A 21,838-nucleotide genomic window follows, 5' to 3' on the forward strand; every position below is an offset into this window, starting at 1 on the left:
TCCATGAAAACCCGAAAATATGCACAACGATCCGACACGGTCTATTTTTTTGGTACCTGCCTGATGGATGCCGTCTATCCCGATGCCGGGATGGCGGCCATCCGCCTGCTCGAATCCCTGGGGGTCACCGTGGTGTTCCCCCCGGGCCAGTCCTGCTGCGGCCAGCCGGCCTACAACTCCGGGTTCGTCCGGGAGGCCCGGGCCGTTGCCAGACAGCAGATCCGCGTGTTTTCGAAACCCTACCCCATCGTCGTGCCTTCCGGATCCTGCGCCGGCATGATGAAGCACCACTACCCGACGCTGTTTGCCGGCACCCCCGATGAAGCCGCCGCCCGCCGGTTTTCCGACCGGGTTTATGAATGGTCCGAATACCTGGCCACGGTGCTGGCGGTCGAACTCGAAGACCGGGGGGAGCCGCTGACGGTCACCTGGCACAGCTCCTGCCACGCCCTGCGCGAAATGGACGTCGTCCGGCACTCCAAGGCATTGCTCCGGCAGCTGAAAAACGTCACCCTGGTGGAACTGCAGCGCGAGACCGAATGCTGCGGATTCGGCGGTACCTTCGCCGTCAAGCAGCCGGCCATATCGGCCGCCATGGTCAGGGACAAGGTGGATGATGTCAGGCAGACCGGGGCCTCTACGCTGGTGGCCGGAGACTGTGGCTGCCTGATGAACATCACCGGCGCCATGGACCATGCCGGTGTGGCGGTCGCCGGCAAACACCTGGCCGAATTCCTCTGGGAGAGAATCAATGGGCAATGACAAACGGTTCGATTTCGAACACAATGTCGCCGGTGCGCTGGCGGATGATCAGCTTCGCAAAAACCTGCGCAACGCCATGGACATCCTGGTGGAAAAGCGCCGCACGGTGTTTCCGGACGCCGACGCTCTCGAGCAGCTGCGCTCGGCCGGCAATGCCATCAAGCGCCGTGCGCTGAAGCAGCTTCCCCGGCTGCTGGAGCAGCTGGAAGCCAACTGCACAAGAAACGGCATCCGGGTGCACTGGGCCGAAGACACGAACGAGGCCAACGGCATCGTGCTCGAAATCCTGCGACGCCACGATGCGCCCGAAATCGTCAAGGGCAAATCCATGGTCTCCGAAGAGATGCATCTCAACCATTTTCTCGAAGAAAACGGGATCGAGGCGGTGGAGACCGACCTGGGCGAATTCATCATCCAGCTCAATCACGAAACCCCCTCGCACATCATCGTGCCGGCCATTCACAAGAACAGGGACGAGGTGGCCGCCATCTTCCATGACAAGATCCCGGACACCCCCTACACCGAGGACGTGGACGCGCTGACGGCCATCGCCAGGCGTGTGCTGCGCAAGCGCTTTGCCAGCGCCAGGGTGGGGCTTTCCGGCGTGAATTTCGCCATCGCCGAAACCGGCACCCTGCTGCTGGTGGAAAACGAAGGAAACGGCCGCATGTGCACCACCGCGCCCGAGGTGCACGTGGCCGTCATGGGCCTGGAAAAGGTCGTCGAGAAGCTCTCCGACGTACCGCCCCTGCTGCGGCTGCTGACCGGATCGGCCACCGGGCAGGCCATCACCACCTATGTCAACATGATCAGCGGGCCACGCAAGAGCGATGAAAAAGACGGCCCCAGGGAGGTGCACCTGGTCATTCTGGACAACGGCCGCTCGCGTATGCTGGCCGACCCGGAATTTCGCCAGACCCTGTTGTGCATCCGCTGCGGCACCTGCCTGAACCACTGTCCGGTATACGTTCGCATCGGCGGCCATGCCTATGGGCATGTCTATCCGGGCCCCATCGGCAAAATCCTGACCCCGCAGATGGAGGGCCTCCGCCGGGCCGGCGTGCTGGCTACCGCATCGAGCCTCTGCGGGGCCTGCGGCGAGGTCTGTCCGGTAAAAATCCCGATTCCCGATCTGATCCGCCGCCTGCGCAACGAAAGCTACGATCAGGACAACAGCGCCGCGGTGGCAGGCGGGGGCTACAAGAAAAACCTGGCCGAAACGATGGTCTGGAAAGGATGGGAGCTGGCCAACCGATCGCCGCTGCTGAATGCCATCGGTACCCGCCTGGCCGGAAAAGTCGGCAAGCGCATGCCCAGGGTCGGTCCGCTCAGACAATGGACGCGCGTCCGGACGCCGCCGACGGTGGCCCGCTGCAGCCTTCACGAACGCGTGCGCAAGGAAGGGGTGAACGATGAGTAGCCACACTGCCCGTGAACGCATATTGGCCCGACTGCATGCCTCCGGTACGGAGCAAACCAGGGTTCCTGAGGCGCCGCCGCCGCCGGATTTATCCCTTGATCGGGATGCGCGCATCGAGCGCCTGGCGACCCAGATGACGGCCATCCGTACCGAGGTGCACCTGGTGGACGCCGACCGCTGGACGGACAAACTCAAGGCGCTGGCCCGGGAGAAGGGGTGGAGACGGCTTCTTTTCGGACCGGGGTCGCCGATCGGCCCGGCCATTGAGAAGGCGTGGCCATCGGACGCCGACGGATTGCCGGAACGGGTGGCCTATTCCTCGCAGGTGGAGACCTTCAAGGACGATCTTTTTGAGATCGATGCCGGAATTACGAGCGTGCGCGGGGGCGTGGCCGATACCGGCGCCGTGGTCCTCTGGCCTACGCCGCATGAGCCCCGGCTCATGTCCCTGGTACCGCCGGTACATGTCGCGGTGCTGGATGCCGACACGATATACAACTCCCTGTCCGAAATGATGGCATCCGAGAACTGGGCCGCCGGCATGCCCACCAACGCCCTGTTGATCTCCGGGCCGTCCAAGACGGCCGATATCGAGTTTACCCTGGTGTTTGGTGTTCACGGTCCCAAGGAGCTGATTTTAATAATAAAAAAATAGACAGTGGGGAATGCTTGACTCCTGGCTCCTGAATTCCGGATTCATTTTCATAAACAGCAAGGACCCTGACCATGATTGCTGATTCACTTGTCAAAAAATTCAAAGCCATCGTCGGTGACGACAACGCCTGGACCGATGCCACCGACCTGCACACCTACTCCTACGACGCCGCCGTTGTTGACCCGGTCCAGCCCGGCTTGATCGTGCGGCCGACCACGACCGAGGCGCTCGGTCGGGCGGTGCGCCTGTGCAATGACAACGGCCTGCCGCTGACCGTGCGGGGTGCCGGCACCAACCTGAGCGGGGGTACCGTGCCCCTGCCCGGCGGTGTGGTCATCGCGACCAACGGGATGAAGTCTATTCTCGAGATCAACGAGGCGGATATGTACGCCGTGGTGCAGCCCGGCGTGGTCACGGCCAAACTGGCCGCCGCCGTGGAAGCCAGGGGCCTGTTCTACCCGCCCGATCCCGGCAGCCAGGCCGTTTCGACCATCGGCGGCAACGTGGCTGAAAACGCCGGGGGCCTGCGCGGGCTGAAATACGGCGTTACCCGGGATTACGTCATGGGCGTGAGCTTTTTCGATGTTGACGGCAACCTGGTCAAATCCGGATCCCGGACCGTCAAGTGCGCCACCGGCTACAACCTGACCGGATTGATGGTCGGCTCGGAAGGCACCCTGGGCGTGTTCGCCGAAATCATTCTCAAGCTGATCCCGCTGCCGGCTCACCGCAAGGCCATGATGGCCGTTTTCGAATCTCTGGAAAAGGCCTCCGAGACCGTGGCCGCCATCATTGCCGAGCGGATCGTTCCCGCCACCCTGGAATTTCTGGACAACTTCACCATCCGGGCGGTGGAAGATTTCAGCAAGGCCGGCCTGCCCAGGGACGCGGCGGCCATGCTGCTGGTGGAACTGGACGGTCACGCGGCGCAGGTGGAAGAAGACGCCGATCGGGTGGAAGCGCTGTGCCGGTCCATGGGCGCGACCTCGATCCGTGTGGCCCGGGATGCGGCCGAGCGCGACCGGGTCTGGGCGGCCCGCCGTGCGGCCCTGTCCGCCCTGGCGCAGCTCAAGCCCACCCTGGTATTGGAAGATGCAACGGTGCCCCGCAGCCGTATTCCGGATATGGTCGCCGCCATCGGACGGATCGCCAAACGCTACGATCTCACCATCGGCACCTTCGGGCACGCCGGCGACGGCAACCTGCACCCCACCATCCTGACGGACAAACGCAACCATGACGAATGGGAGCGGGTGGAAAAGGCCATCGACGACATCTTTGATGAAGCCCTGGCCATGGGGGGAACCCTGTCGGGCGAACACGGCACCGGCCTGGCCAAATCCCGCTACCTGGAAAAGGAAACCAGCGCCGGAACGATTCTTTTTTCATCGCGGATCAAGCGCGCCATGGATCCCAACAACATCCTCAACCCCGGCAAGATCATCGCCGCGAAAGCATAGCAATATGGCATCAATGGAAGCACTCGCCCGCCTCATGCGGGAACTGGAAGATCAACTCGTCGTCTGTATGCGCTGCGGCATGTGCCAGTCGGTCTGCCCGGTTTTCGACCAGACCGGTCGGGAAGCCGACGTGGCCAGGGGCAAGCTGGCCCTGTTGAGCGGTCTGATGGAGTCCATGTTCGATGACCCGGAAGGGGTCTACCAGCGGCTGAACAAGTGCCTGCTGTGCGGATCCTGCTCGGCCAACTGCCCCAGCGGGGTCAGCGTGCAGGAGATCTTCATCAAGGCGCGGGCCATCCTGACCGGTTATATGGGGCTGCCCCCGGCCAAACGGCTGATCCTGAAAGGCATGCTGGCCCACCCGGCGCTGTTCGACCGGCTGACCGAATGGGGCGCCCGGTTCCAGAAAATTTTCACCCGTCCGGTCAACGACATCGTCGGCACCTCCTGCGCCCGGGTGATGTCGCCCCTGATCCAGGATCGCCATTTCCGGACCCTGGCCCCGGTGCCCTTTCACCGCGAGGTGCCGTCCATGGACCGGCCGGCCGGCCGGTCGGGACTCAAGGTGGCCATTTTTACCGGGTGTCTGATCGACAAGATGTTTCCCGCCATCGCCCACAGCACCATCAAGGTGCTGGACCACCTCGGGGTGGGCATCTACCTGCCGGACAACCAGGGCTGCTGCGGCATTCCGGCGCTGTCCAGCGGGGACCTGCCCACCTTCCAGAAGCTGCTGTCCCACAACCTGAAGCGCTTTGAAGCCGGTGAATTCGATGTGCTGGTCACCGCCTGCGCCACCTGCACCTCCACGATCCACGAAATGTGGCCGACGATGGCGGATGACGGCCACCGCGAGGCTGCCGCCCGGCTGGCCCGGCGTACCATGGACATCAACCAGTTCCTGATCGATGAGGCCGGGCTGCAGCCGCTGACCGGTTCGGCCGCAACCCCCCGGACGGTCACCTACCACGACCCGTGCCACTTGAAAAAGAGCCTCGATGTGTCCAGTCAGCCGCGTGCCGTGATTCACGCCGCCCCCGGCTGCACGTTGACGGAAATGGCCGAGCCCGACTGGTGTTGCGGCATGGGTGGCAGTTTCAACCTGCAGTACTACGACATCTCCAGAGGCATCGGGCAGAAAAAAGCGCTGCAGATCCAGGAGACCGGTGCGGATACGCTGGCAACGGGATGCCCGGCCTGCATGATCCAGATTTCCGACATGCTGTCCCAGGCCGGCGCGAAGGTCGCCGTGCGGCATCCCATCGAACTTCTGGCGGAAGCCCTGGGCGAATGAAAATACGGCTGAAACCCATCAATCCCAAGCGCATTTCCGATCAGGTCTTCGACCAGCTGCGGGAGCTGATCTTCCGCGGCGACTTCCAGCCCGGCCAGAAAATCATGACCGAGCGGGAACTGGCCAAGGCATTGAATGTCAGCCGGAACTCCGTCCGCGAGGCGATCAACAAACTGGTCACCCTTCGTTTTCTGGAGCAGCGCCAGGGCCAGGGGACCTTTGTGCGGTCGATGGACGAAGCGGTGAGGATACCCCTGGCCACCGTCATGGAAACCCAGGATGCGAGCCTCATCGACCTGATGGAAATGCGCATGGGAATCGAGTGCAACGCGGCTTCGCTGGCAGCCCTGAGGGCCAATGCGGACGATCTGGAGGCCATCGAAAAGGCCATCGTCGAGATGGACACCGATACCCGTTCCGGCGGACTGGGCACCGAGGGGGATCTCTCCTTCCACATGGCCATTGCCTCGGCGACCAAAAATCCGCTGCAGATCTACATCATGAAAAATGTTTCCGATTTCCTTCATGTCGGCATCCGCGAAAACCTGCTGCATCTCTACCAGGATCCGGATAACATCGTGGAGATCCTGCGACAGCACCAGGCCATCTACCGGGCCATCCGCAGTGGTGATGCCGAAGCGGCCTACACGACAATGAGAAATCACATCAACTACGTGATCCGCTTTTTCAAAAATTTCGAATAGACTGCCTTTTCATCGCTTTGCCGCGTCTCTGCAGCGGCTCATCCGCTTTTTCGACCTGCCGCAACATAGCCTTTGCACTGAAATTCATGTATACCCGTTTTCCGATGGGAACCGCCTGTTTCCGGGCGGGGGGCGAACCCTTTCCCCGCCGTCACATCACAACCGCAAAGGAGAGACCTGCCATGGGTGACATCGAGACGTTTCAACAGGAGCGGAAAACGCTCAACGAACTGGTCATGAAGTATGCCGGGCTGGGCACCAAGCGATACTACAGCCTGGATTCTCAAGCGTATCGGGAGGGGGCGCTGCCGGTCAAGACCAAGGAACTGCTGGGTCTGGTGGCCAGTTTTGTGCTGCGATGCGACGACTGCATCAAGTACCATGTGATCCGCTGCCACGAAGAGGGCGTCACCAGCCAGGAATTGGAAGAAGCGCTTTTTATCGGCCTGATCGTGGGTGGAACCATCACCATTCCCCACCAGCGTCGAGCCATGAAGGCGTGGGATGAACTGGTAAGCAAGGATGCCGATTGATGACGGGGCGTCACCCTTTTTACGTATCCGTCGGAAATGCGACTTTACCTGCGTCCATCAATTTTTTCTATGGACAGGGCTTGCCGGATCGTTTTTAGCAATTTGATTTCCACCCCTTTCACGATTACTCTCAACCGATCGAAAGGATGGGAAACCAAGATGTCACAAAACGCGCCGGCTTGCATTGATTCACGAATGACGGTATTGGATATCGTCAGTTGCCACCGGGCGACCGAGGCGGTGTTCAAGGCCTGGGACCGCCGAGCGGGTGCGTGCATCTGTTGCCAGGCACTGTTCGATCCGCTATGGCAGGTGGCCGATCGCTACGGCCTCGATCTGGACCGGCTGGTGGCCGAGCTCAACGCCGCTGCCCGCCTGCCGGGTGCTCCGGAAAGGGCTGACGGTTCCGGCATCCCCATCGACCCTAGACCCCGGGAGAAACAACATGGCTGCAAATAACCCATCCCCGTCCCCCCTTCGCCTGACCGAAACGGTTAAAGGGGCCGGCTGAGCGTCCAAACTGCCTCCAGGGGACCTGGACAAAGCCTTATGCGGACTGGATTTTCCAACAGACGCCAATGTGCTGGTGGGCCTCAACCGCGCAGACGATGCCGGTGTCTACCAGGTGTCCGAGGATCTGGCCCTGATTCAAACGGTGGATTTTTTTACCCCCGTGGTCGACGATCCCTACTGGTTCGGACAAATCGCCGCGGCCAATGCCCTGAGCGATGTCTACGCCATGGGCGGGGAGCCTAAAACGGCCATGAACCTGGTGGGATTCCCCCTGAAGCTGATGGACCTTTCCGTGCTGCGGCAGGTGATTCAAGGGGGGATCGACAAGGTCAGGGAGGCGGGCGTGGTCCTGCTGGGCGGGCACAGCGTGGAGGATGAGGAGCTCAAATACGGGCTTTCCGTGACCGGGTTCATCCATCCCAACCGGATACTCACCAAACAGGGGATCAACGTGGGCGATCGCCTGGTGCTGACCAAACCCCTGGGTACGGGCATCGTCAATACGGCCATCAAAGGCAAACTGGCCTCGGGAGAGATTACCCGCAAGGTCACCGCCATCATGGCTGCTCTGAACCGGACGGCCGCCGACGTGATGCGCGCCTATCCCGTGCATGCCTGCACCGATATCACCGGTTTCGGGCTGATCGGCCATCTGGCCGAGATGATGCAGGGGACCGGGCTGGGGGTGCGGATCGTACTCGAAAAACTGCCCATTATCGACGTGGCGCTGGGGTTTGCCTCCATGGGCATGGTGCCGGGAGGTGCCCACAAGAACCGCAGTTTCCGCGCCTCCATGGTGGATATGGACGAAGGGGTGGACCCGGCCATGCAGGATATCCTGTTCGACCCCCAGACATCCGGCGGGTTGTGCATCGCCGTGGCACCCACCTCGGCCGACGGATTGGTGGAGCACCTGCATAGTGAAGGGGTCGAACATGCCGCCGTCATTGGCGAGGTGGTGGATTATCCGGCTGGCATCATACAGCTGGCGTGAATGGGAACAGAAGACAGAGGCCGGATGACTGAGGTCGGACATCCGACCGCCGAATGCTGGATTGAGGGATTAAGGGCTTGCAGGAGCGGCTTCCAGCCGCGATCTGGCTTCCGGCTTCCGATCGCCGGCATCCAATTTTTGAATAAAGGAACCACACGTGAACAAGATCGATGCGCGCGGCCTTTCCTGTCCGGCACCGGTGCTGGAGACCAAGGCGGCAGTGGAAAGCCGGCACCCCGAACATATTGAAGTGCTGGTGGATAACGAGCCGGCCCGGCAGAATGTGGTCCGGTTTCTGGAGTCCCAGGGCTATCAGACCCGAACTGGCCGGGACGGCGGCTCCTTTTCGGTTGTCGGCACCGGCGGAGACCCGGCGCCTGAGTCCAAAGCGGCTGTACCGTTGACGGATGGTGCCGGAAAGAAAATTATGGTGATGGTGGCGGCGGACTGCATGGGCAGCGGCGACGACGAACTGGGAGCCCGGTTGATGATCAACTTCATCAAAACCCTCAAGGAGATGGGCGACGAGCTGTGGCGCCTGGTGTTCGTCAACAGCGGGGTCAAGCTGACCATCACCGGAGCCGGCACTCTGGAAGATCTCAAGGCGATGGAAGACGCCGGTCTCTCCATCCTGGTGTGCGGTACCTGTCTGGATCACTTCGCGTTGCTGGAGAAAAAGCAGGTCGGCCAGACGACCAACATGCTGGATATCGTTACGGCCATGCAACTGGCCGACAAGGTGATCAACATTTAACGGCTGAAACCGGCAGCCCCTTTTACCTGACCGCGACGGGATTTTGCTGCAGGATGCCGTTTGATCGATTGGCGGTGGTCGTTATCCATCGGATCGCCCCTTTTCCATCTCACCCAATACCCGCCGCATCTGCCGGAGTCCCTGGCGGATGCGGTTTTCGTTTTCCACCAGGGCCAGACGCAGGAATCCGTCCCCCTCCTCGCCGAAACCGGCGCCGGGGGTAACGGCGACATTGGCCCGCTCCATCATCTCCACGGCAAACTTCACCGAACCCATACGGCACCAGGGTTCCGGAATCCTGACCCAGACGAACATGCCCGCCTTGGGCTTTTCCACGGGCCAGCCCATGCGCTTCAGCCCTTCGCACATCACATCACGCCGACTCTGGTAGAGCCGGGCCTGGGCGGCGATGTCGTCTTCGCAGTCGCGCATGGCCACGATACCGGCGATCTGGATGGGGGAGAAGATGCCGTAGTCGTAATACCCCTTGATTTTTCCCAGTCCTTCGATGATTTCAGGGTTGCCCACGCAATAGCCGACCCGCCAGCCGGCCATGTTGTAGGATTTGGAAAAAGAGCCGAACTCGACGCCCACATCCATGGCTCCGGGCACCTCAAGGAAGCTCGGGGCGATGTAGCCGTCGAAGGTCACCCGGGCATAGGCAAAATCATTGACCACCATGAACCCGTAGCGCCTGGCCAGGTAGACGATGCGGGTGAAGAACGCCTTTGACGCCAGGGCTCCCGTCGGGTTGTGGGGATAATTGAGCATGAGCAGGCGGGGCGCCGGTGTCAGGGATTCGCACATGGAGGTGATGCGTTCCAAAAACGCCTCTTCCGAGGATATGGGCACCCGGATGACGCTGGCACCGGCTATGACGGCCGCATAGACGTGAATGGGAAACGCTGGTGCCGCCACCAGTACCGTATCGCCGGGACCCACCAGGGCCAGGCACAGGTGTGAGATGCCCTCCTTGGAACCGATGGTGCAGATGACCTCTTTTTCCGACTCCAGATCCACCCCATAGTTGCGCCGGTAGTACCGGGCGATTTCCCGGCGCAGGTTGCGCATCCCGCCGGCAACCGGGTAGCGGTGGGTCTTGGGATCCTGGGCCACTTCGCACAGCTTGCCGATGACCGTATCCGGTGCCGGGTCGACGGGGTTGCCCATGCCCAGGTCGATCACATCCTCGCCATTCCAGCGTCTCTCCATTTTCATTTTGTTGATCATGCCGAACAGATACGGGGGCAGCTGGGACATGCGCTCCGAAAATCGGATGGGTGTCGGGGTCTGCATTCTTTTCTCCTTATCGCGGTTCCTGAAGCGCCGTCATCATCGGACCTGAAAACAAAAAACCCCCGGACCGTCCGGCCCGGGGGTTGCAGCAAATGGGGCCGGTGTGGGGTCCGGCCCGGTGATGTTCGGTGGTTCAGCAGTTGGGTGTGCTGCTGCTGCCGACCGTCAAGGGACCGAGTCCGTTGCGGCCGCCGCAGCATTGATCGTCTGTGTGTTCACGGCATCTCTCTTTTTTACGGATAGCCACTTCTTTAACAAAGCGGGGGCTGTGCTGTCAATGATTCTGACGGGTACGGTTGCAATTGACCCGGGATTTTCAATTGGCGTATAATAGATTTTACCAAACCGTCCGGAGAAAAGATGCCGTTGATGTTTGAATTTAAAAAAATCGTTACCCCGCTCATACTCCCACCGGGTATTGTCGTCGTGCTGATTGTGCTGGTTTCAATGATGATGGGGTACCGAAAACGCTGGAAACTGGCCCTGGTCAACCTGACGGTGGGGTTCTTGTTGTATGCCCTGTCTACCGGGCCGGTGGCCACTTTTTTGATCCGGGGGCTGGAATCGGATGTCTCCATCCCGGAAAATCCGTCCGGGGATGTGATCATCCTTCTTGGGGGCGGCATCATCGACCGGGTGCCGGACCTCACCGGTACGGCGGCGCCCTCGCCGCTGATGATGGGGCGCATTGTCACCGCTGTCCGGCTGTACCAGCGGCTGGGGTTGCCCATCATTGTCACCGGCGGAAGGGTCTCCGGGGATGCCGAGGTTGCCGAAGCACCGGTGGTCAGGCGATTTCTGGTGGACCTGGGGGTTCCCGGAAATCGCATCACCCTGGAGGATCGGGCTCGCGATACGGCCCAGAATGCCCGGCTCACTGCCGCGATCTGCCGGCAGCAGGGGTTTTCCAGGCCGATCCTGCTCACCGCCGCCTACCATCTCAAGCGGGCCGGCATGGCCTTCGACGCCGCCGGTATGACCTATACGCCGTTTCCCGCCTATTATTTAGGGGCCAGAAACGCTCCTTACACATGGCGTCGCCTCCTGCCGGGCGCCGGCTTTCTGTCGACCTCCGCCAATGCCCTTCATGAATACATCGGCATCGTCTACTATCGGATGGTACAACTGTGATCCCCGTTTCGGCGGCGTTCCATAGACCGGGGGGCCATCCATCGGTTTCCTGCATGATCCTGAACCGGAAGGCTCAAAATGAAAAATAGTCTGGTACTTGCAATGGTGCTGGCGCTTTGCGGACTTCATGGCTGCGCCGCATCGCCGGAGGTGACATCCTCCGCAGATGGCTCCGATCGCGGTGATCGGGAATTGAAACGGGGAATCCACTGGTATCAGAAGGGATGCACCCGCAGGGCCATGGATCATTTTTTTGCGGCCCATGAAATTTATTCCATCAGCGACCGGCAGGCGGGTGTGGCCCGCAGCCTGAACAGCCTGGCGAACGGGTACCGCCAGACCGGTGACGTGGCCAATGCGCGTTTGTTTTACGATGCGGCCATCACTGCCGCCAGGCGCTGCGACGACCAGCAGGTGATCGCCCAGGCTCTGTCCAACAAGGCCTCGGTGCTCATGGCCGAGGAGGATCTGGCCGGTGCCGAGGTGCTCCTGGACGAGGCGCAGCTGCTCTCCCGGGAGACCGGTCCGGTGTTTGCCATGGTCCTGAATCATCGGGCCGTGCTGATGATGAAGGCCCGGCAATTCGATGACGCATTGACCCTGCTGGATCAGGCCGATGCCATGGCGGATGGCGATGGCATCACGGCCGCCGCGACCCTCCGGTTCACCCGTGGCCGGCTGATGGCAGAAATCGGGAACGTCCCGGAAGCCATGACCTTTTTTCATCAGGCCCTGGAACTGGACCGGCAGGCCGGGTTTTCCCGGGGCATGGCCGACGATCTTTCCGCCATGGCCGGCATTCATGAGCAACTGGGTCAGGATGAAGCCGCTCTGGACTGCCTGGACCGAAGCATAAAAATTCACGCCCTGGTCGGCAATCGTCAAAACGTTCTGGATAATCTGGACCGCCTGGAATTGCTGGCGCAAAAAACCGGAACCGACGTCAGGGTGACGGTTCACTTTATCAACCAATGGCTGGCGGGTGGATCGGTCGATGGCATCTGCCACTGACGCCGGCCGGCTGCTGATCACAGGTGCCAGCGGCTTTTTGGGGTGGCACCTGTGCCGCCAGGCCAGGGCGGGATGGGCCGTTTACGCCCTCTGGCGGCATCACCCGGTAACCGTTCCCGGTGTGATAACGGTGCAGGGGGACCTGACGAACGCCGGGTTCATGGAATCTCTTTTGCGGGAAATTCGACCCCAGGCCGTGATTCATGCGGCGGCCCAAAGCAGTAACGGTTTTTGCGAGTCCCATGCCCACGACTCCCTGCAGATCAATGTGCTGGCCACCGAGCGCCTGGCGGGGCTGTGCCGCCGGTTGACCATTCCCTTTGTCTTTACATCCACCGACATGGTGTTCGACGGCACCCGGCCGCCCTACGCCGAGAATGATCCGGCGGCCCCGCTGTCCGCCTACGGCCGGCAAAAGGCGGATGCAGAGCAACGGGTTCTGCATGGCCACCCCCGGGCGTTGATTTGCCGCCTTCCCCTTCTGATCGGCCTTTCGGGTGGACACGGCAGCACGTTCAGCCTGAAGATCATCGAGGCCCTGGACGGTGGCGCGCCCGTGTCCCTGTTTGCCGATGAGTTCCGGACCCCCGTGGACGGAGAGAGTGCGGCCGCGGGCATACTCATGGCCCTCGGGCGCGGGACCGGCGTGCTGCACCTGGGGGGGCGCACCCGTATCTCCCGGCTTCAAATGGGGCGCCGTCTGGCTGCCATCATGGGGGCTGGCGAAGATGGGATCCGGCCCGCCAGTCTGGATGACACCGCAGCGGGAACCCGGCGCCCGCCGGATGTTGCCCTGGACAGCCGCCGGGCCTATGCCCGGGGATACGACCCGTTGGATCTGGACCGCGCCCTGGCGCGGTTGGTTCGGCTCCACCGCGAGGGCTGTTCATGACCCTTTCCCGTCTCAAACCGGCTGTGCCCAAGTGCTGGCTGTTTGCCGCCTCGGGTGTGATGTGGAGCGCCGTGGGCCTGATGATGTGCCTTACCGGTATCGGCTGGCTGGTTCCGGAGGGATTCGTCCGGGGCGCGGGCTTTGAACTGCTGGGCCTGCTTCTGGCCTGGCTGGCCGTGCGCCGGGGGTTTGGCGGCATTGCCAGGAAAAACATCCGGCGCCTGCGCCGGCTGCCCGATCGGGGCTGTTTTTTTGCGTTCCAGGCCTGGAAGAGCTATCTGCTCATCATGATCATGATTGCCCTGGGGATCGCCCTGCGGCACTCACCGGTTCCCCCGCCGTTTCTGGCGGTCGTTTACACCGCCGTCGGCGGCGCTCTTTTTCTGGCCAGTTTCCATTATTACCGGCATCTGGTCCGGTTGATGAGGACCCTTGCCCGTCGGCGTGCCGGCCGTCGTCCTTTCTCTTAATCGAAGGTCAGCGACGATTTTTCAATGTCCACGATGCGTTCCCCCTGCACATAATCCTTGGTCTCGTAGCGGGTGATGCCCATGAGCTTCTGGGTAATGGCGCCCATGCGCTCTACCTGGGATTTGATCTTGGCGATTTTCGGGTAGACGGGGCTGTCGTTTTCAAGGGTGTCCAGGAGCAGTTCCGTATGGCCCGAGATCGCCATCATGGGCTGGTTCAGTTCGTGGCAGATCGCCCCGGCCGTTTCCAGGACCGCCTGGAGCTTTTCGCGGTAGATCCGTTCGTATTCGCTGCGATGGCGGTGCAGGGCAATTTCAATGGAGACCATGAGGCTGCGGGTCTCGAAGGGTTTGACGACGTAACCGAAAGGTTCCATTACCTTGGCCCGCTCCAGGGTGGCCGGGTCGGTATAGGCAGTGAGGTAAACGACGGGAACGTTGAACCGGTCCCGGATCACCCCGGCGGCTTCGATGCCGTCCATCTCGCCTTTCAGCCGGATATCCATGAGTACCAGATCCGGTTGCATTTTTCCGGCGTGGGCGATGGCTGTCCGGCCGTCATGGGCCACGGCGCAGACCGCATAGCCGCTTTTTTCCAGGCGGCTTTTGATTTCCTGGGCAACGATGCCTTCGTCTTCGACCACCAGTATGGTCGCCTGTGTCATGTCAACAATCCTTTCCGGGCTGTGCCGGTGTGTTCAATGTGATGCTGAACCGGGTTCCGTTGTCCGTTGTGACGGCCAGGGCGCCATCCAACTGGGTGGTCAGGGTGTCGACGAGTCGCAGTCCCAACGATTTTTTTTCAACGTTTTCAGAAGGTTCAGAAATTCCGATGCCGTTGTCGGCCACAAGGATGTTTATCCGCCCGGTCTCCAGGGTACGAATGACGATATCAACCTTCCCCGCGTCCTGGGGCAAAAAGGCGTATTTGAGAGCGTTGGACACCAGTTCATTGATGATCAGGCCGCAGGGCACGGCCATATCGATCCCCAGGGCGATGTCGTCGGCCCTGACATCCAGCCGGATACGGGCCGGGTCGATGCCGTAGGCGTCCAGCAGGTTGGTGGCCAGCCCTTGAATGTATCGGCCGAAGTCGATTTTTGCCAGGTCCTCCGTGCCATAGAGCTGCTCGTGAATCAAGGCCATTGATTTTACCCGGTTCTGGCTTTCTCGAAGAATATCAATGCCTTTTGGGTCCTGCATATAATCTTCCTGCAGGTAGAGCAGGCTGGAGACGATCTGCAGGTTGTTTTTGACCCGGTGGTGAATCTCCTTGAGCAGCGACTCTTTTTCCGTCAGCGATTGGCGTAGTTGCCGATCAGCGGCCAGCAACTCCTTTTCCGCCATCTGGCGTTCGAAAAGCTCCCGTCTCAATTCGGCGGTTTTGCGTTTAACCATCCGGTTTTGCTGGAGGTAGCCGAGAGCCACGGCCACCAGCAGCACGACGATCCACAGCGCCACCCAGAACAGGTTTCCATTCACGGCATGGGCATTGCCGGCGGCGTGGGCCGGTGCGGCGACCATGAGCCCGGCCGATATCCCACAGCGGCTGCCGGCTAGGGCAATGACGCGCAGAAGGATGGCGTTATGATCGGATGTCATCAGATCAGCGACCCCACCTTTCCCGCCAGGTCGTGGACGGCCCGGGCAGCTTTGCTGCCGGGTGTCTGTTCGATGAAAGGCACCTGGTCCAGGACTGCCTGGCGGACCGCCTTGTCTTCCGGAATGCTGCCCAGATGGGACAATCCCAGGTTGAGAAACCGTTGGGTCACCCGCTTGATCGTTTCAACGGTATGGTTGCCTTCACGAACGCCGCGGACGAAATTGAGCACCATATTGAATCCGTTGATTCCCTGATCCCGCGATAACAGCTTGATCAGGGCATAAGCATCGGTCATTGAGGTGGGGTCCGGGGTCAGGATGAAAATGCTATGGTCGGAAAACCGGTTGTACCACAACACCGACGACCCGATTCCCGCCGCCGTATCGATGATCACGTAGTCGAAGTCAGATGAAATCTGTCTGATGAATCCGGCCAGCCGATCCTGATGGCGCTCCCCTAAGGACACCATCTCCGGAACACCGGAACTGCCCGGCAGCACGGCGAGGTTGGGTCGTGCGAAAATCAGTGCCTGACGAGGATCCGCGCCACTTTCAAGGATGTCCCGGATATTGTTTTTAACCGATAATCGCAGGAGTACATCCACGTTGGCCAGCCCCATGTCACCATCCACCACCAGGACGCGGTTGCCGCTTCGGGTAAGGGCGATGGCGAAATTCACCGTGAAGCTGGTCTTGCCGACGCCACCTTTACCGCTGGTCACACAAAGGGTCTGCGGCATCTTTTTACTCAAGGTCATATGGGTTCCATTCGGGGCTTATTATGGGTTATTGGAACTGTTTCCCACAATATCGGCCTCTGGGAAACATTCTTTAACATGCGCGAGGGATAAAAACCATGGTCGATCAGATTCGCCGCACGGCGGCTTCCCTCATCATGCCTGAACATAAACCGCGTAATCGATGGGCCGTTTTCAATACCTTCCCGTCCGGCCGGCGCCGTCGAAGTCGGTGGAAACGATGAAAACAGATCCTGATCCGTCACCTGGCGTCAACAGGGCTCCAGTCTGAAGCCGAATGGATACGAATCGTTACCGGTTGATACAATTTCGAAAAGGATGGCCGGCCGGATGCCTGTATCATCGGGTCCGTCTCTCCTGCCCGCCCGAGCGGGACTTTTAAATTTATAAAACTAAATATTAGAAAATCTAAATATAATGTTGACAAAAAATTAGATAGGCTTATATTTCAGCCTCCCCAATCCGGAAAGCGACCATGTCGGAGGCGTATATGACAGATCAGAATGCATTGGCCAGCGCCCGTTATATTTTCACCACCGGGCGAATGATACATGACCACGTCCAGCGGATCACCACCGGGGCCTGCATGCAGGAGGGCAAGGACAACCGTTTCGGAGAACTTTCCGCCCAGCAGATGAACATGATCATGATGGTTCGTGTCCGCGAAGCCGTTTCGGTCACTGAACTGGCGGCATTGCTCGGCGTCTCGCCGCCTTCCGTATCGACCATGGTGGAGCGGCTGGTGGAACGTGGCCTGCTGACCCGGACCCCGAGCAATCGGGATCGACGAAAAGTGGTGATCCGGGTTTCCCCTGAAGCGATCGAAGACATTGCCCGGGTGGAAGCGATCATCCTCGGCTCTTTCGTTGAACTGGTGGAGGCGTTGGGGGCGGAGACCGCCCAAAAATGGTGTGAGGTGCTTGAAAAGATAAAGGCGGTTCTGGATAAAAAATAACCTTCAGCTGGATTCAAGGCGACCCGATGGAACCCATTGAAAAAAAACGACAAAAAAAACATGTGCTCGTTCGAATCGTTATCTGCACGCTGATTCTGTTGATCGGTTGGGCGGGGATGAACGGATTGGCAAGCCTGAAACAACCGCCCGCCGAGGCCAAAACCGAAGAGCGGGCCATCAAGGTGCAGGCCGCAACGGTTCACCCACGGGATTATCCGGTGTCGATCACCGGATATGGTGAGGCCAGGGCCCTGACAGTGGTGACCCTGGCCCCGGAAGTCTCCGGCCGGGTGATAAGCACCCACCCGACCCTCAAGACCGGGCAGATCATTCCTGCCGGCGACGTGATGTTCCGGATCGATCCGGCTGATTACGAGGCCGGCCTTCTGGAGGCCAGAGCCGGTGTGGCCCAGTGGCAAAATTCGGTGGACCGTCTGAAAAAGCAGTTTGCCATCGACACCCGGCGGGCCAAAACCCTGGCGCGAAGCGCCCAACTGGCCCGCACCGAATTCGAACGGATCCGGCAATTGTTCGAGACGGACCGGGTCGGCACCCGATCCGGGGTGGATCAGGCGGAACGTGCCTATAACAGCGCCACGGACCAGGCGGACCTGATCGCTCAAGCCGTCAGCCTTTACCCGCTGCAGATCCGGGAGGCCGAAAGCAGCCTTCTGTCGGCAACAGCCCGTCTCACGCTGGCCGAAACCAACCTCTCCCGCTGCACGGTCAGGGCGCCCTTCGATGCCCGGATCAAATCGGTTTCGGTGGAGACCGGCCAGTATGTCTCTCCCGGTCAGAACGTATTGACCCTGGCCGACGATTCGGTACTGGAAATTCAGGTCCCCCTGGACAGTCGGGATGCCCGTCATTGGCTGCAGTTTGAAACCCCGTCCAGCGACCGGCCGCCCAGCGCCTGGTTTGCCCGCCTCACGCCTGTTGACTGCACGATCCGCTGGACCGAAGACAAGACCGGATCAGCCTGGACCGGCCGCCTGAACCGGGTGGTCAAGTTCGACCAGCAGACCCGGACGCTCACCGTGGCGGTGCGTATCACCGCCGAATCGGCCATGGGCAACGGCGACCGGACGCTGCCGCTGGTGGAGGGGATGTTCTGTACGGTTGATATTCCCGGCCGGACCATGCGGGACGTCTACCGACTGCCGCGGCAGGCCGTGAGCTTTGAAAACAAGAGTTACCTGGTGAACGCCGACAACCGGCTCCAGACGGTCGACGTGACCGTGGCACGGATCGAGGGAGAGTCCGTTTATGTGGGCCGGGGACTCAATCCGGGTGACACGGTGATCCTTACCCGACTCATCGACCCGCTTGAAAATGCCTTGCTGGAAATCGCGACGACCACGGCCGACGGGGAGCAGCGATCATGAAACGGATACTTGCCGCCTTTGCCAGGAATACCGTTTTCGCCAATATCCTCCTGGCGCTGATTTTTATTGCCGGCTATATCGCTTCGTCCAACATGATTCGTGAGACATTCCCGGAATTCTCCCTGGACATGATTACCATCTCGGTGCCCTATCCCGGCGCCGACCCGGAAGAGGTCGAAGAAGGCATCAGCCGCAAGATCGAAGAGGCGATCGAGGGGTTGCAGGGCATCAAGCAGTATACCACCGAGTCTTCGGAGGGATTTGGATCAGCCAATATCGAAGTCCGTGAGGACTACGACCTGGACGAGGTGCTCGACCGGGTGCGGACCAGGGTCAACGCCATCTCCACGTTTCCGGTCGATGCCGAAAAGCCGGTGATCAGCGAACTGCTGCTCAAGGACGTGGTGACGCTGCTGTACCTGTCCGGGGACATGTCCGAACGGCGGATCAAGGAATGGTCCGAGCAGATCAAGGACGAGATCCAGCAGTTGCCGGATATTTCTCAGGTGGAGACCTTCGGGGCGCGGGATTACGAAATCGCCATCGAAGTTTCCGAAGAGCGGCTGCGCCAGTACGGCATCTCTTTTTCCGAGGTGGCCGGCGCCATCCGCCGAAGCAGCCTCAACCTGGCCGGCGGGACCATACGCACCCGTGAGGAGGAGATCCGGGTTCGTACCATGGGAAGAAAATATACGGGCGAGGAGCTGGCCTCGATCGTGGTCCTGGCCCGGCCGGAAGGCGATGTGGTCACCCTGGACCGACTGGCCCGGATCGATGACGGATTCACCGAGGATCCCATTGCCGCCTCCATCAACGGGGAGCCGGCCGTCCTTCTGATTGTATACAAGACGCCGGAAGAAGATGCCCTCAAGATTTCCAGAACCATTGAGCGGTATATCGATGAAAAGCAGAATCAAACGCCCGCCGGCGCCACCATTGAAGTGCTGTACGACAACACCGACATGCTGCGTGCACGCATTGACCTGCTGCTGAAAAACGGCATCATCGGGCTGTGTATCGTTTTTCTGCTGCTGTGGTGTTTTCTCAATGTCCGACTCTCTTTCTGGGCAGGCATGGGGATACCCATTTCCATCGCCGGTGCGCTGGTGATCCTCTGGGCCATGGGCGGAACCATCAACATGATTTCTCTTTTCGGCCTCATCATGGTGCTGGGTATCGTGGTGGACGATGCCATCGTGGTGGGAGAGGCCATCTACGTTCATCGCAAGCAGGGCAAGACCGCCCTTAAGGCCGCGGTGGAAGGCGTATCGGAAGTCGGTATGCCGGTAATCGCCGCCATACTTACCACCATTGTGGCTTTCCTGCCGCTTTTTTACGTGGGCGGCATCATGGGCAAGTTTATCTCTATTCTTCCCGCCGTGGTGATCGCCTGCCTGGTGGTGTCGCTGGTGGAGTGCCTCTTTTTATTGCCGGCCCATCTGAGCCACCTCCCGGACCCCAACCGAACCAAGGATCAGGATCCCCGGCTGATCCGCCGGCTTACTGCGGTCCAGCAGACCACCTCCCGTTGGATGGAGCGGTTCGTTGCCCGCGTATATCTGCCGTTTCTCAGCAAAGCCCTTCACTGGCGGTACATCTCGCTTGCCACGGCGATCACCGTGCTGATGTTGACCATCGGCCTGGTGAGAAGCGGCATCATCAAGTTCGAGGTGTTCCCGAAACTGGACGGGTTCATCATGACCGCCACGGCAGAGTTTCCCAGCGGCACCCCGCCGGAGACCACCCGGCGGGCCATCCGGGAAATTGAGGCGGCGTTGATGCGTCTGGAAGCAAAAACCCAGACCCGTTCAGGGGCGCCGTTGGTGGAGGACCGGTTGACCCTGGTGGGACAGACCCTCAGTGAGATGCCCAAGGTGGGCCCCCACTATGGCTCCGTCCAGGCCATCCTTCTGGATTCGGAAGTCAGGGGGATCCATGCCGAGGAACTGATGGTGCAGTGGGAAAAGGAAATCGGCATCCTTCCCGGCATCAAATCACTGACCTTTGCGGGTATGGAGGCCGGACCGCCGGGTGATCCCATCGAGGTGTGGCTGCAGGGCCACGATATGGGCGATATCCTTGAAGCGGCCGATGAACTGATGGACCGGTTGAGAAAATTCGAAGGCGTATACCAGATCCGTACTGATTTCTCTCCCGGTAAGAACGAGATGCGGTTAACGCTCAAGCCAGAAGCCAGGGCGCTCGGGCTCACCGTTGAGGACCTGGCCCGGCAGATATACGCCGGCTACTACGGAGACGAAGCGCTGCGACTGCAACGGGGCAGAGATGACATCCGTGTCAAGGTCCGCTATACGGCTGACGAGCGCAGCCGCCTGTCCGACCTGGACCGGGTCCGCATCCGCACCGCCGGCGGGGTCGAAGTTCCGCTTATGTCCGTTGCCGACGTCACCTTTGCCCCCGGCTACTCCACCATTACGCGTACCGACGGCATGCGTCGGGTGGCCGTGAGTGCCGGTGTCGACACCAACAAGGCCAACGCCAACGAGATTTTTGCGGAGTTGTCGGCCAATTATTTCCCCCGGCTGAAGAAACGCCATCCCGGATTGTTCGTTGATCTTCAGGGGGAACAGAAGAAAATGCGCGAATCCTTCGGCAGCCTTTTCATCGGTTTTCCCATAGCGGTCCTGGGTATCTTCGTTGTCATCGCCACCATGTTTCGCTCCTATGTCCAACCCTTCGTGATCATGTTCACCGTCCCCTTCGGAATTATCGGTGCCGTGTTCGGCCACCTGCTCCTGGGCTACGACCTGTCCATCATGAGCATTTTCGGTATGGTGGCGCTCACCGGGGTGGTGGTCAATGACGCCATCGTGCTCATCGAACGCATCAATGAGAATCTTGCCTGCGGAATGCCTTATTTTGAGGCAATCCTTCAAGGGGGTGCCCGGCGCTTCCGGGCCATCTTCCTGACCACGCTGAGTACGGTGGGCGGGCTGTCCCCTCTGATCCTGGAAACCGATTTCCAGGCCAAATTCCTCATCCCCATGGCCCTTTCCATCGCCGCCGGCGTGGCTTTTGCCACGGTTCTCACCCTGGTGCTTATCCCCAGCCTGCTGGCCATCCTGAACGACCTGCGGTTGGTGGTCCACCGGGTCCGGCACGGCCGATGGCCCCGGCGTCTTGACGTGGAACCGGCCAGGACCCGGCATGACGATCCACTGGCCGACGGTCACGGGCAACGGCCCTCACCGTCTGCCGATGTGTGCACCTAGTCCCTTAAAACCAAGT

General features: G+C 60.5%; 21 protein-coding genes. 17 read left to right on the forward strand and 4 right to left on the reverse strand.

The features are described 5' to 3' along the window. The first annotated feature begins 3 nt into the window (after window positions 1-3). The 10 genes from DSCA_RS21600 to yedF all read left to right on the forward strand — a co-directional run bounded on the left by DSCA_RS21600 (window position 4) and on the right by yedF (window position 9,089). Window positions 4-762, forward strand: coding sequence for a (Fe-S)-binding protein (locus DSCA_RS21600; protein ID WP_155318409.1), 759 nt, complete (start codon window positions 4-6; stop codon window positions 760-762). Then, on the forward strand, window positions 752-2,182 hold the full coding sequence (locus DSCA_RS21605; protein ID WP_155318410.1) for a LutB/LldF family L-lactate oxidation iron-sulfur protein: 1,431 nt from the start codon (window positions 752-754) through the stop codon (window positions 2,180-2,182). The genes DSCA_RS21600 and DSCA_RS21605 overlap by 11 nt, the downstream gene beginning before the upstream one ends. Next, complete coding sequence (locus tag DSCA_RS21610) at window positions 2,175-2,837, forward strand: LutC/YkgG family protein (RefSeq protein WP_155318411.1); 663 nt, start codon at window positions 2,175-2,177, stop codon at window positions 2,835-2,837. Before DSCA_RS21605 ends, DSCA_RS21610 begins: the two co-directional genes overlap by 8 nt. Before the next feature lie 71 nt (window positions 2,838-2,908). Further along, entirely contained in the window at window positions 2,909-4,297 is a 1,389-nt protein-coding gene (locus DSCA_RS21615; protein WP_155318412.1) for an FAD-binding oxidoreductase, read from the forward strand. Window positions 4,298-4,301: 4 nt separating this feature from the next. After that, window positions 4,302-5,591: a (Fe-S)-binding protein gene (locus DSCA_RS21620; RefSeq protein ID WP_155318413.1), complete on the forward strand. Its 1,290-nt coding sequence runs from the start codon at window positions 4,302-4,304 to the stop codon at window positions 5,589-5,591. Further along, window positions 5,588-6,295, forward strand: coding sequence for a FadR/GntR family transcriptional regulator (locus tag DSCA_RS21625; RefSeq protein ID WP_155318414.1), 708 nt, complete (start codon window positions 5,588-5,590; stop codon window positions 6,293-6,295). Before DSCA_RS21620 ends, DSCA_RS21625 begins: the two co-directional genes overlap by 4 nt. Before the next feature lie 182 nt (window positions 6,296-6,477). Then, window positions 6,478-6,828, forward strand: a complete 351-nt coding sequence (locus DSCA_RS21630) for a carboxymuconolactone decarboxylase family protein (RefSeq protein ID WP_155318415.1) — start codon at window positions 6,478-6,480, stop codon at window positions 6,826-6,828. Window positions 6,829-6,987: 159 nt separating this feature from the next. Next, window positions 6,988-7,287 carry a hypothetical protein gene (locus DSCA_RS21635; RefSeq protein ID WP_197904645.1) on the forward strand — a complete coding sequence of 100 codons (300 nt, stop codon included), beginning with the start codon at window positions 6,988-6,990 and terminating at the stop codon, window positions 7,285-7,287. Then, window positions 7,274-8,335 carry a selenide, water dikinase SelD gene (gene selD / locus DSCA_RS21640; protein ID WP_155318416.1) on the forward strand — a complete coding sequence of 354 codons (1,062 nt, stop codon included), beginning with the start codon at window positions 7,274-7,276 and terminating at the stop codon, window positions 8,333-8,335. Before DSCA_RS21635 ends, selD begins: the two co-directional genes overlap by 14 nt. 157 nt (window positions 8,336-8,492) lie before the next feature. Next, a complete protein-coding gene (gene yedF, locus DSCA_RS21645) occupies window positions 8,493-9,089 on the forward strand; it encodes a sulfurtransferase-like selenium metabolism protein YedF (protein ID WP_155318417.1) in 597 nt (198 codons plus the stop codon). 81 nt (window positions 9,090-9,170) lie between these two features. Here yedF and DSCA_RS21650 read toward each other — a convergent pair whose 3' ends face one another. Next, on the reverse strand, window positions 9,171-10,385 hold the full coding sequence (locus DSCA_RS21650; protein WP_155318418.1) for an aminotransferase class I/II-fold pyridoxal phosphate-dependent enzyme: 1,215 nt from the start codon (window positions 10,383-10,385) through the stop codon (window positions 9,171-9,173). Window positions 10,386-10,745: 360 nt separating this feature from the next. Here DSCA_RS21650 and DSCA_RS21655 point away from each other — a divergent pair, with 360 nt between their 5' ends. From DSCA_RS21655 to DSCA_RS21670, 4 genes are all read left to right on the forward strand, one after another. Next, the gene (locus tag DSCA_RS21655) at window positions 10,746-11,516 is read left to right on the forward strand and encodes a YdcF family protein (RefSeq protein WP_155318419.1); all 771 of its coding nucleotides are present in this window, start codon (window positions 10,746-10,748) and stop codon (window positions 11,514-11,516) included. 78 nt (window positions 11,517-11,594) lie between these two features. Then, window positions 11,595-12,527 (forward strand): tetratricopeptide repeat protein, encoded by a 933-nt coding sequence (locus DSCA_RS21660; RefSeq protein WP_155318420.1) that lies wholly within the window; start codon window positions 11,595-11,597, stop codon window positions 12,525-12,527. Beyond that, the gene (locus DSCA_RS21665) at window positions 12,511-13,419 is read left to right on the forward strand and encodes an SDR family oxidoreductase (protein WP_155318421.1); all 909 of its coding nucleotides are present in this window, start codon (window positions 12,511-12,513) and stop codon (window positions 13,417-13,419) included. Before DSCA_RS21660 ends, DSCA_RS21665 begins: the two co-directional genes overlap by 17 nt. Then, a complete protein-coding gene (locus DSCA_RS21670) occupies window positions 13,416-13,889 on the forward strand; it encodes a hypothetical protein (RefSeq protein ID WP_155318422.1) in 474 nt (157 codons plus the stop codon). The genes DSCA_RS21665 and DSCA_RS21670 overlap by 4 nt, the downstream gene beginning before the upstream one ends. Here DSCA_RS21670 and DSCA_RS21675 read toward each other — a convergent pair. The 3 genes from DSCA_RS21675 to DSCA_RS21685 are packed head-to-tail and all read right to left on the reverse strand — an operon-like array spanning window position 13,886 to window position 16,249. After that, window positions 13,886-14,554 (reverse strand): response regulator, encoded by a 669-nt coding sequence (locus DSCA_RS21675; RefSeq protein ID WP_155318423.1) that lies wholly within the window; start codon window positions 14,552-14,554, stop codon window positions 13,886-13,888. The two genes, DSCA_RS21670 and DSCA_RS21675, sit on opposite strands and share 4 nt — an antisense overlap. 1 nt (window position 14,555) lies before the next feature. Continuing rightward, the gene (locus tag DSCA_RS21680; RefSeq protein ID WP_155318424.1) at window positions 14,556-15,491 is read right to left on the reverse strand and encodes a sensor histidine kinase; all 936 of its coding nucleotides are present in this window, start codon (window positions 15,489-15,491) and stop codon (window positions 14,556-14,558) included. Then, a complete protein-coding gene (locus DSCA_RS21685; protein ID WP_155318425.1) occupies window positions 15,491-16,249 on the reverse strand; it encodes a MinD/ParA family protein in 759 nt (252 codons plus the stop codon). Before DSCA_RS21685 ends, DSCA_RS21680 begins: the two co-directional genes overlap by 1 nt. A gap of 490 nt (window positions 16,250-16,739) precedes the next feature. Here DSCA_RS21685 and DSCA_RS21690 point away from each other — a divergent pair, with 490 nt between their 5' ends. From DSCA_RS21690 to DSCA_RS21700, 3 genes are read left to right on the forward strand one after another with little or no spacing between them, the layout of a single operon-like run. Continuing rightward, window positions 16,740-17,204, forward strand: coding sequence for a MarR family winged helix-turn-helix transcriptional regulator (locus DSCA_RS21690; protein WP_167527903.1), 465 nt, complete (start codon window positions 16,740-16,742; stop codon window positions 17,202-17,204). Window positions 17,205-17,230: 26 nt separating this feature from the next. Continuing rightward, a complete protein-coding gene (locus DSCA_RS21695; protein WP_155318427.1) occupies window positions 17,231-18,589 on the forward strand; it encodes an efflux RND transporter periplasmic adaptor subunit in 1,359 nt (452 codons plus the stop codon). Then, window positions 18,586-21,822, forward strand: coding sequence for an efflux RND transporter permease subunit (locus tag DSCA_RS21700; RefSeq protein ID WP_155318428.1), 3,237 nt, complete (start codon window positions 18,586-18,588; stop codon window positions 21,820-21,822). Before DSCA_RS21695 ends, DSCA_RS21700 begins: the two co-directional genes overlap by 4 nt. Window positions 21,823-21,838 lie beyond the last annotated feature (16 nt).

Source organism: Desulfosarcina alkanivorans (genome assembly GCF_009688945.1).
GTDB classification, from domain to species: domain Bacteria; phylum Desulfobacterota; class Desulfobacteria; order Desulfobacterales; family Desulfosarcinaceae; genus Desulfosarcina; species Desulfosarcina alkanivorans.

Coding starts and splice junctions, on each gene's coding strand:
- DSCA_RS21600 (WP_155318409.1), top strand. CDS start 4: ATGAAAACCCGAAAATATGCACAACGATCCGACACGGTCTATTTTTTT.
- DSCA_RS21605 (WP_155318410.1), top strand. CDS start 752: ATGGGCAATGACAAACGGTTCGATTTCGAACACAATGTCGCCGGTGCG.
- DSCA_RS21610 (WP_155318411.1), top strand. CDS start 2,175: ATGAGTAGCCACACTGCCCGTGAACGCATATTGGCCCGACTGCATGCC.
- DSCA_RS21615 (WP_155318412.1), top strand. CDS start 2,909: ATGATTGCTGATTCACTTGTCAAAAAATTCAAAGCCATCGTCGGTGAC.
- DSCA_RS21620 (WP_155318413.1), top strand. CDS start 4,302: ATGGCATCAATGGAAGCACTCGCCCGCCTCATGCGGGAACTGGAAGAT.
- DSCA_RS21625 (WP_155318414.1), top strand. CDS start 5,588: ATGAAAATACGGCTGAAACCCATCAATCCCAAGCGCATTTCCGATCAG.
- DSCA_RS21630 (WP_155318415.1), top strand. CDS start 6,478: ATGGGTGACATCGAGACGTTTCAACAGGAGCGGAAAACGCTCAACGAA.
- DSCA_RS21635 (WP_197904645.1), top strand. CDS start 6,988: ATGTCACAAAACGCGCCGGCTTGCATTGATTCACGAATGACGGTATTG.
- DSCA_RS21650 (WP_155318418.1), bottom strand. CDS start 10,385: ATGCAGACCCCGACACCCATCCGATTTTCGGAGCGCATGTCCCAGCTG.
- DSCA_RS21655 (WP_155318419.1), top strand. CDS start 10,746: ATGCCGTTGATGTTTGAATTTAAAAAAATCGTTACCCCGCTCATACTC.
- DSCA_RS21660 (WP_155318420.1), top strand. CDS start 11,595: ATGAAAAATAGTCTGGTACTTGCAATGGTGCTGGCGCTTTGCGGACTT.
- DSCA_RS21665 (WP_155318421.1), top strand. CDS start 12,511: ATGGCATCTGCCACTGACGCCGGCCGGCTGCTGATCACAGGTGCCAGC.
- DSCA_RS21670 (WP_155318422.1), top strand. CDS start 13,416: ATGACCCTTTCCCGTCTCAAACCGGCTGTGCCCAAGTGCTGGCTGTTT.
- DSCA_RS21675 (WP_155318423.1), bottom strand. CDS start 14,554: ATGACACAGGCGACCATACTGGTGGTCGAAGACGAAGGCATCGTTGCC.
- DSCA_RS21680 (WP_155318424.1), bottom strand. CDS start 15,491: ATGACATCCGATCATAACGCCATCCTTCTGCGCGTCATTGCCCTAGCC.
- DSCA_RS21685 (WP_155318425.1), bottom strand. CDS start 16,249: ATGACCTTGAGTAAAAAGATGCCGCAGACCCTTTGTGTGACCAGCGGT.
- DSCA_RS21690 (WP_167527903.1), top strand. CDS start 16,740: ATGACAGATCAGAATGCATTGGCCAGCGCCCGTTATATTTTCACCACC.
- DSCA_RS21695 (WP_155318427.1), top strand. CDS start 17,231: ATGGAACCCATTGAAAAAAAACGACAAAAAAAACATGTGCTCGTTCGA.
- DSCA_RS21700 (WP_155318428.1), top strand. CDS start 18,586: ATGAAACGGATACTTGCCGCCTTTGCCAGGAATACCGTTTTCGCCAAT.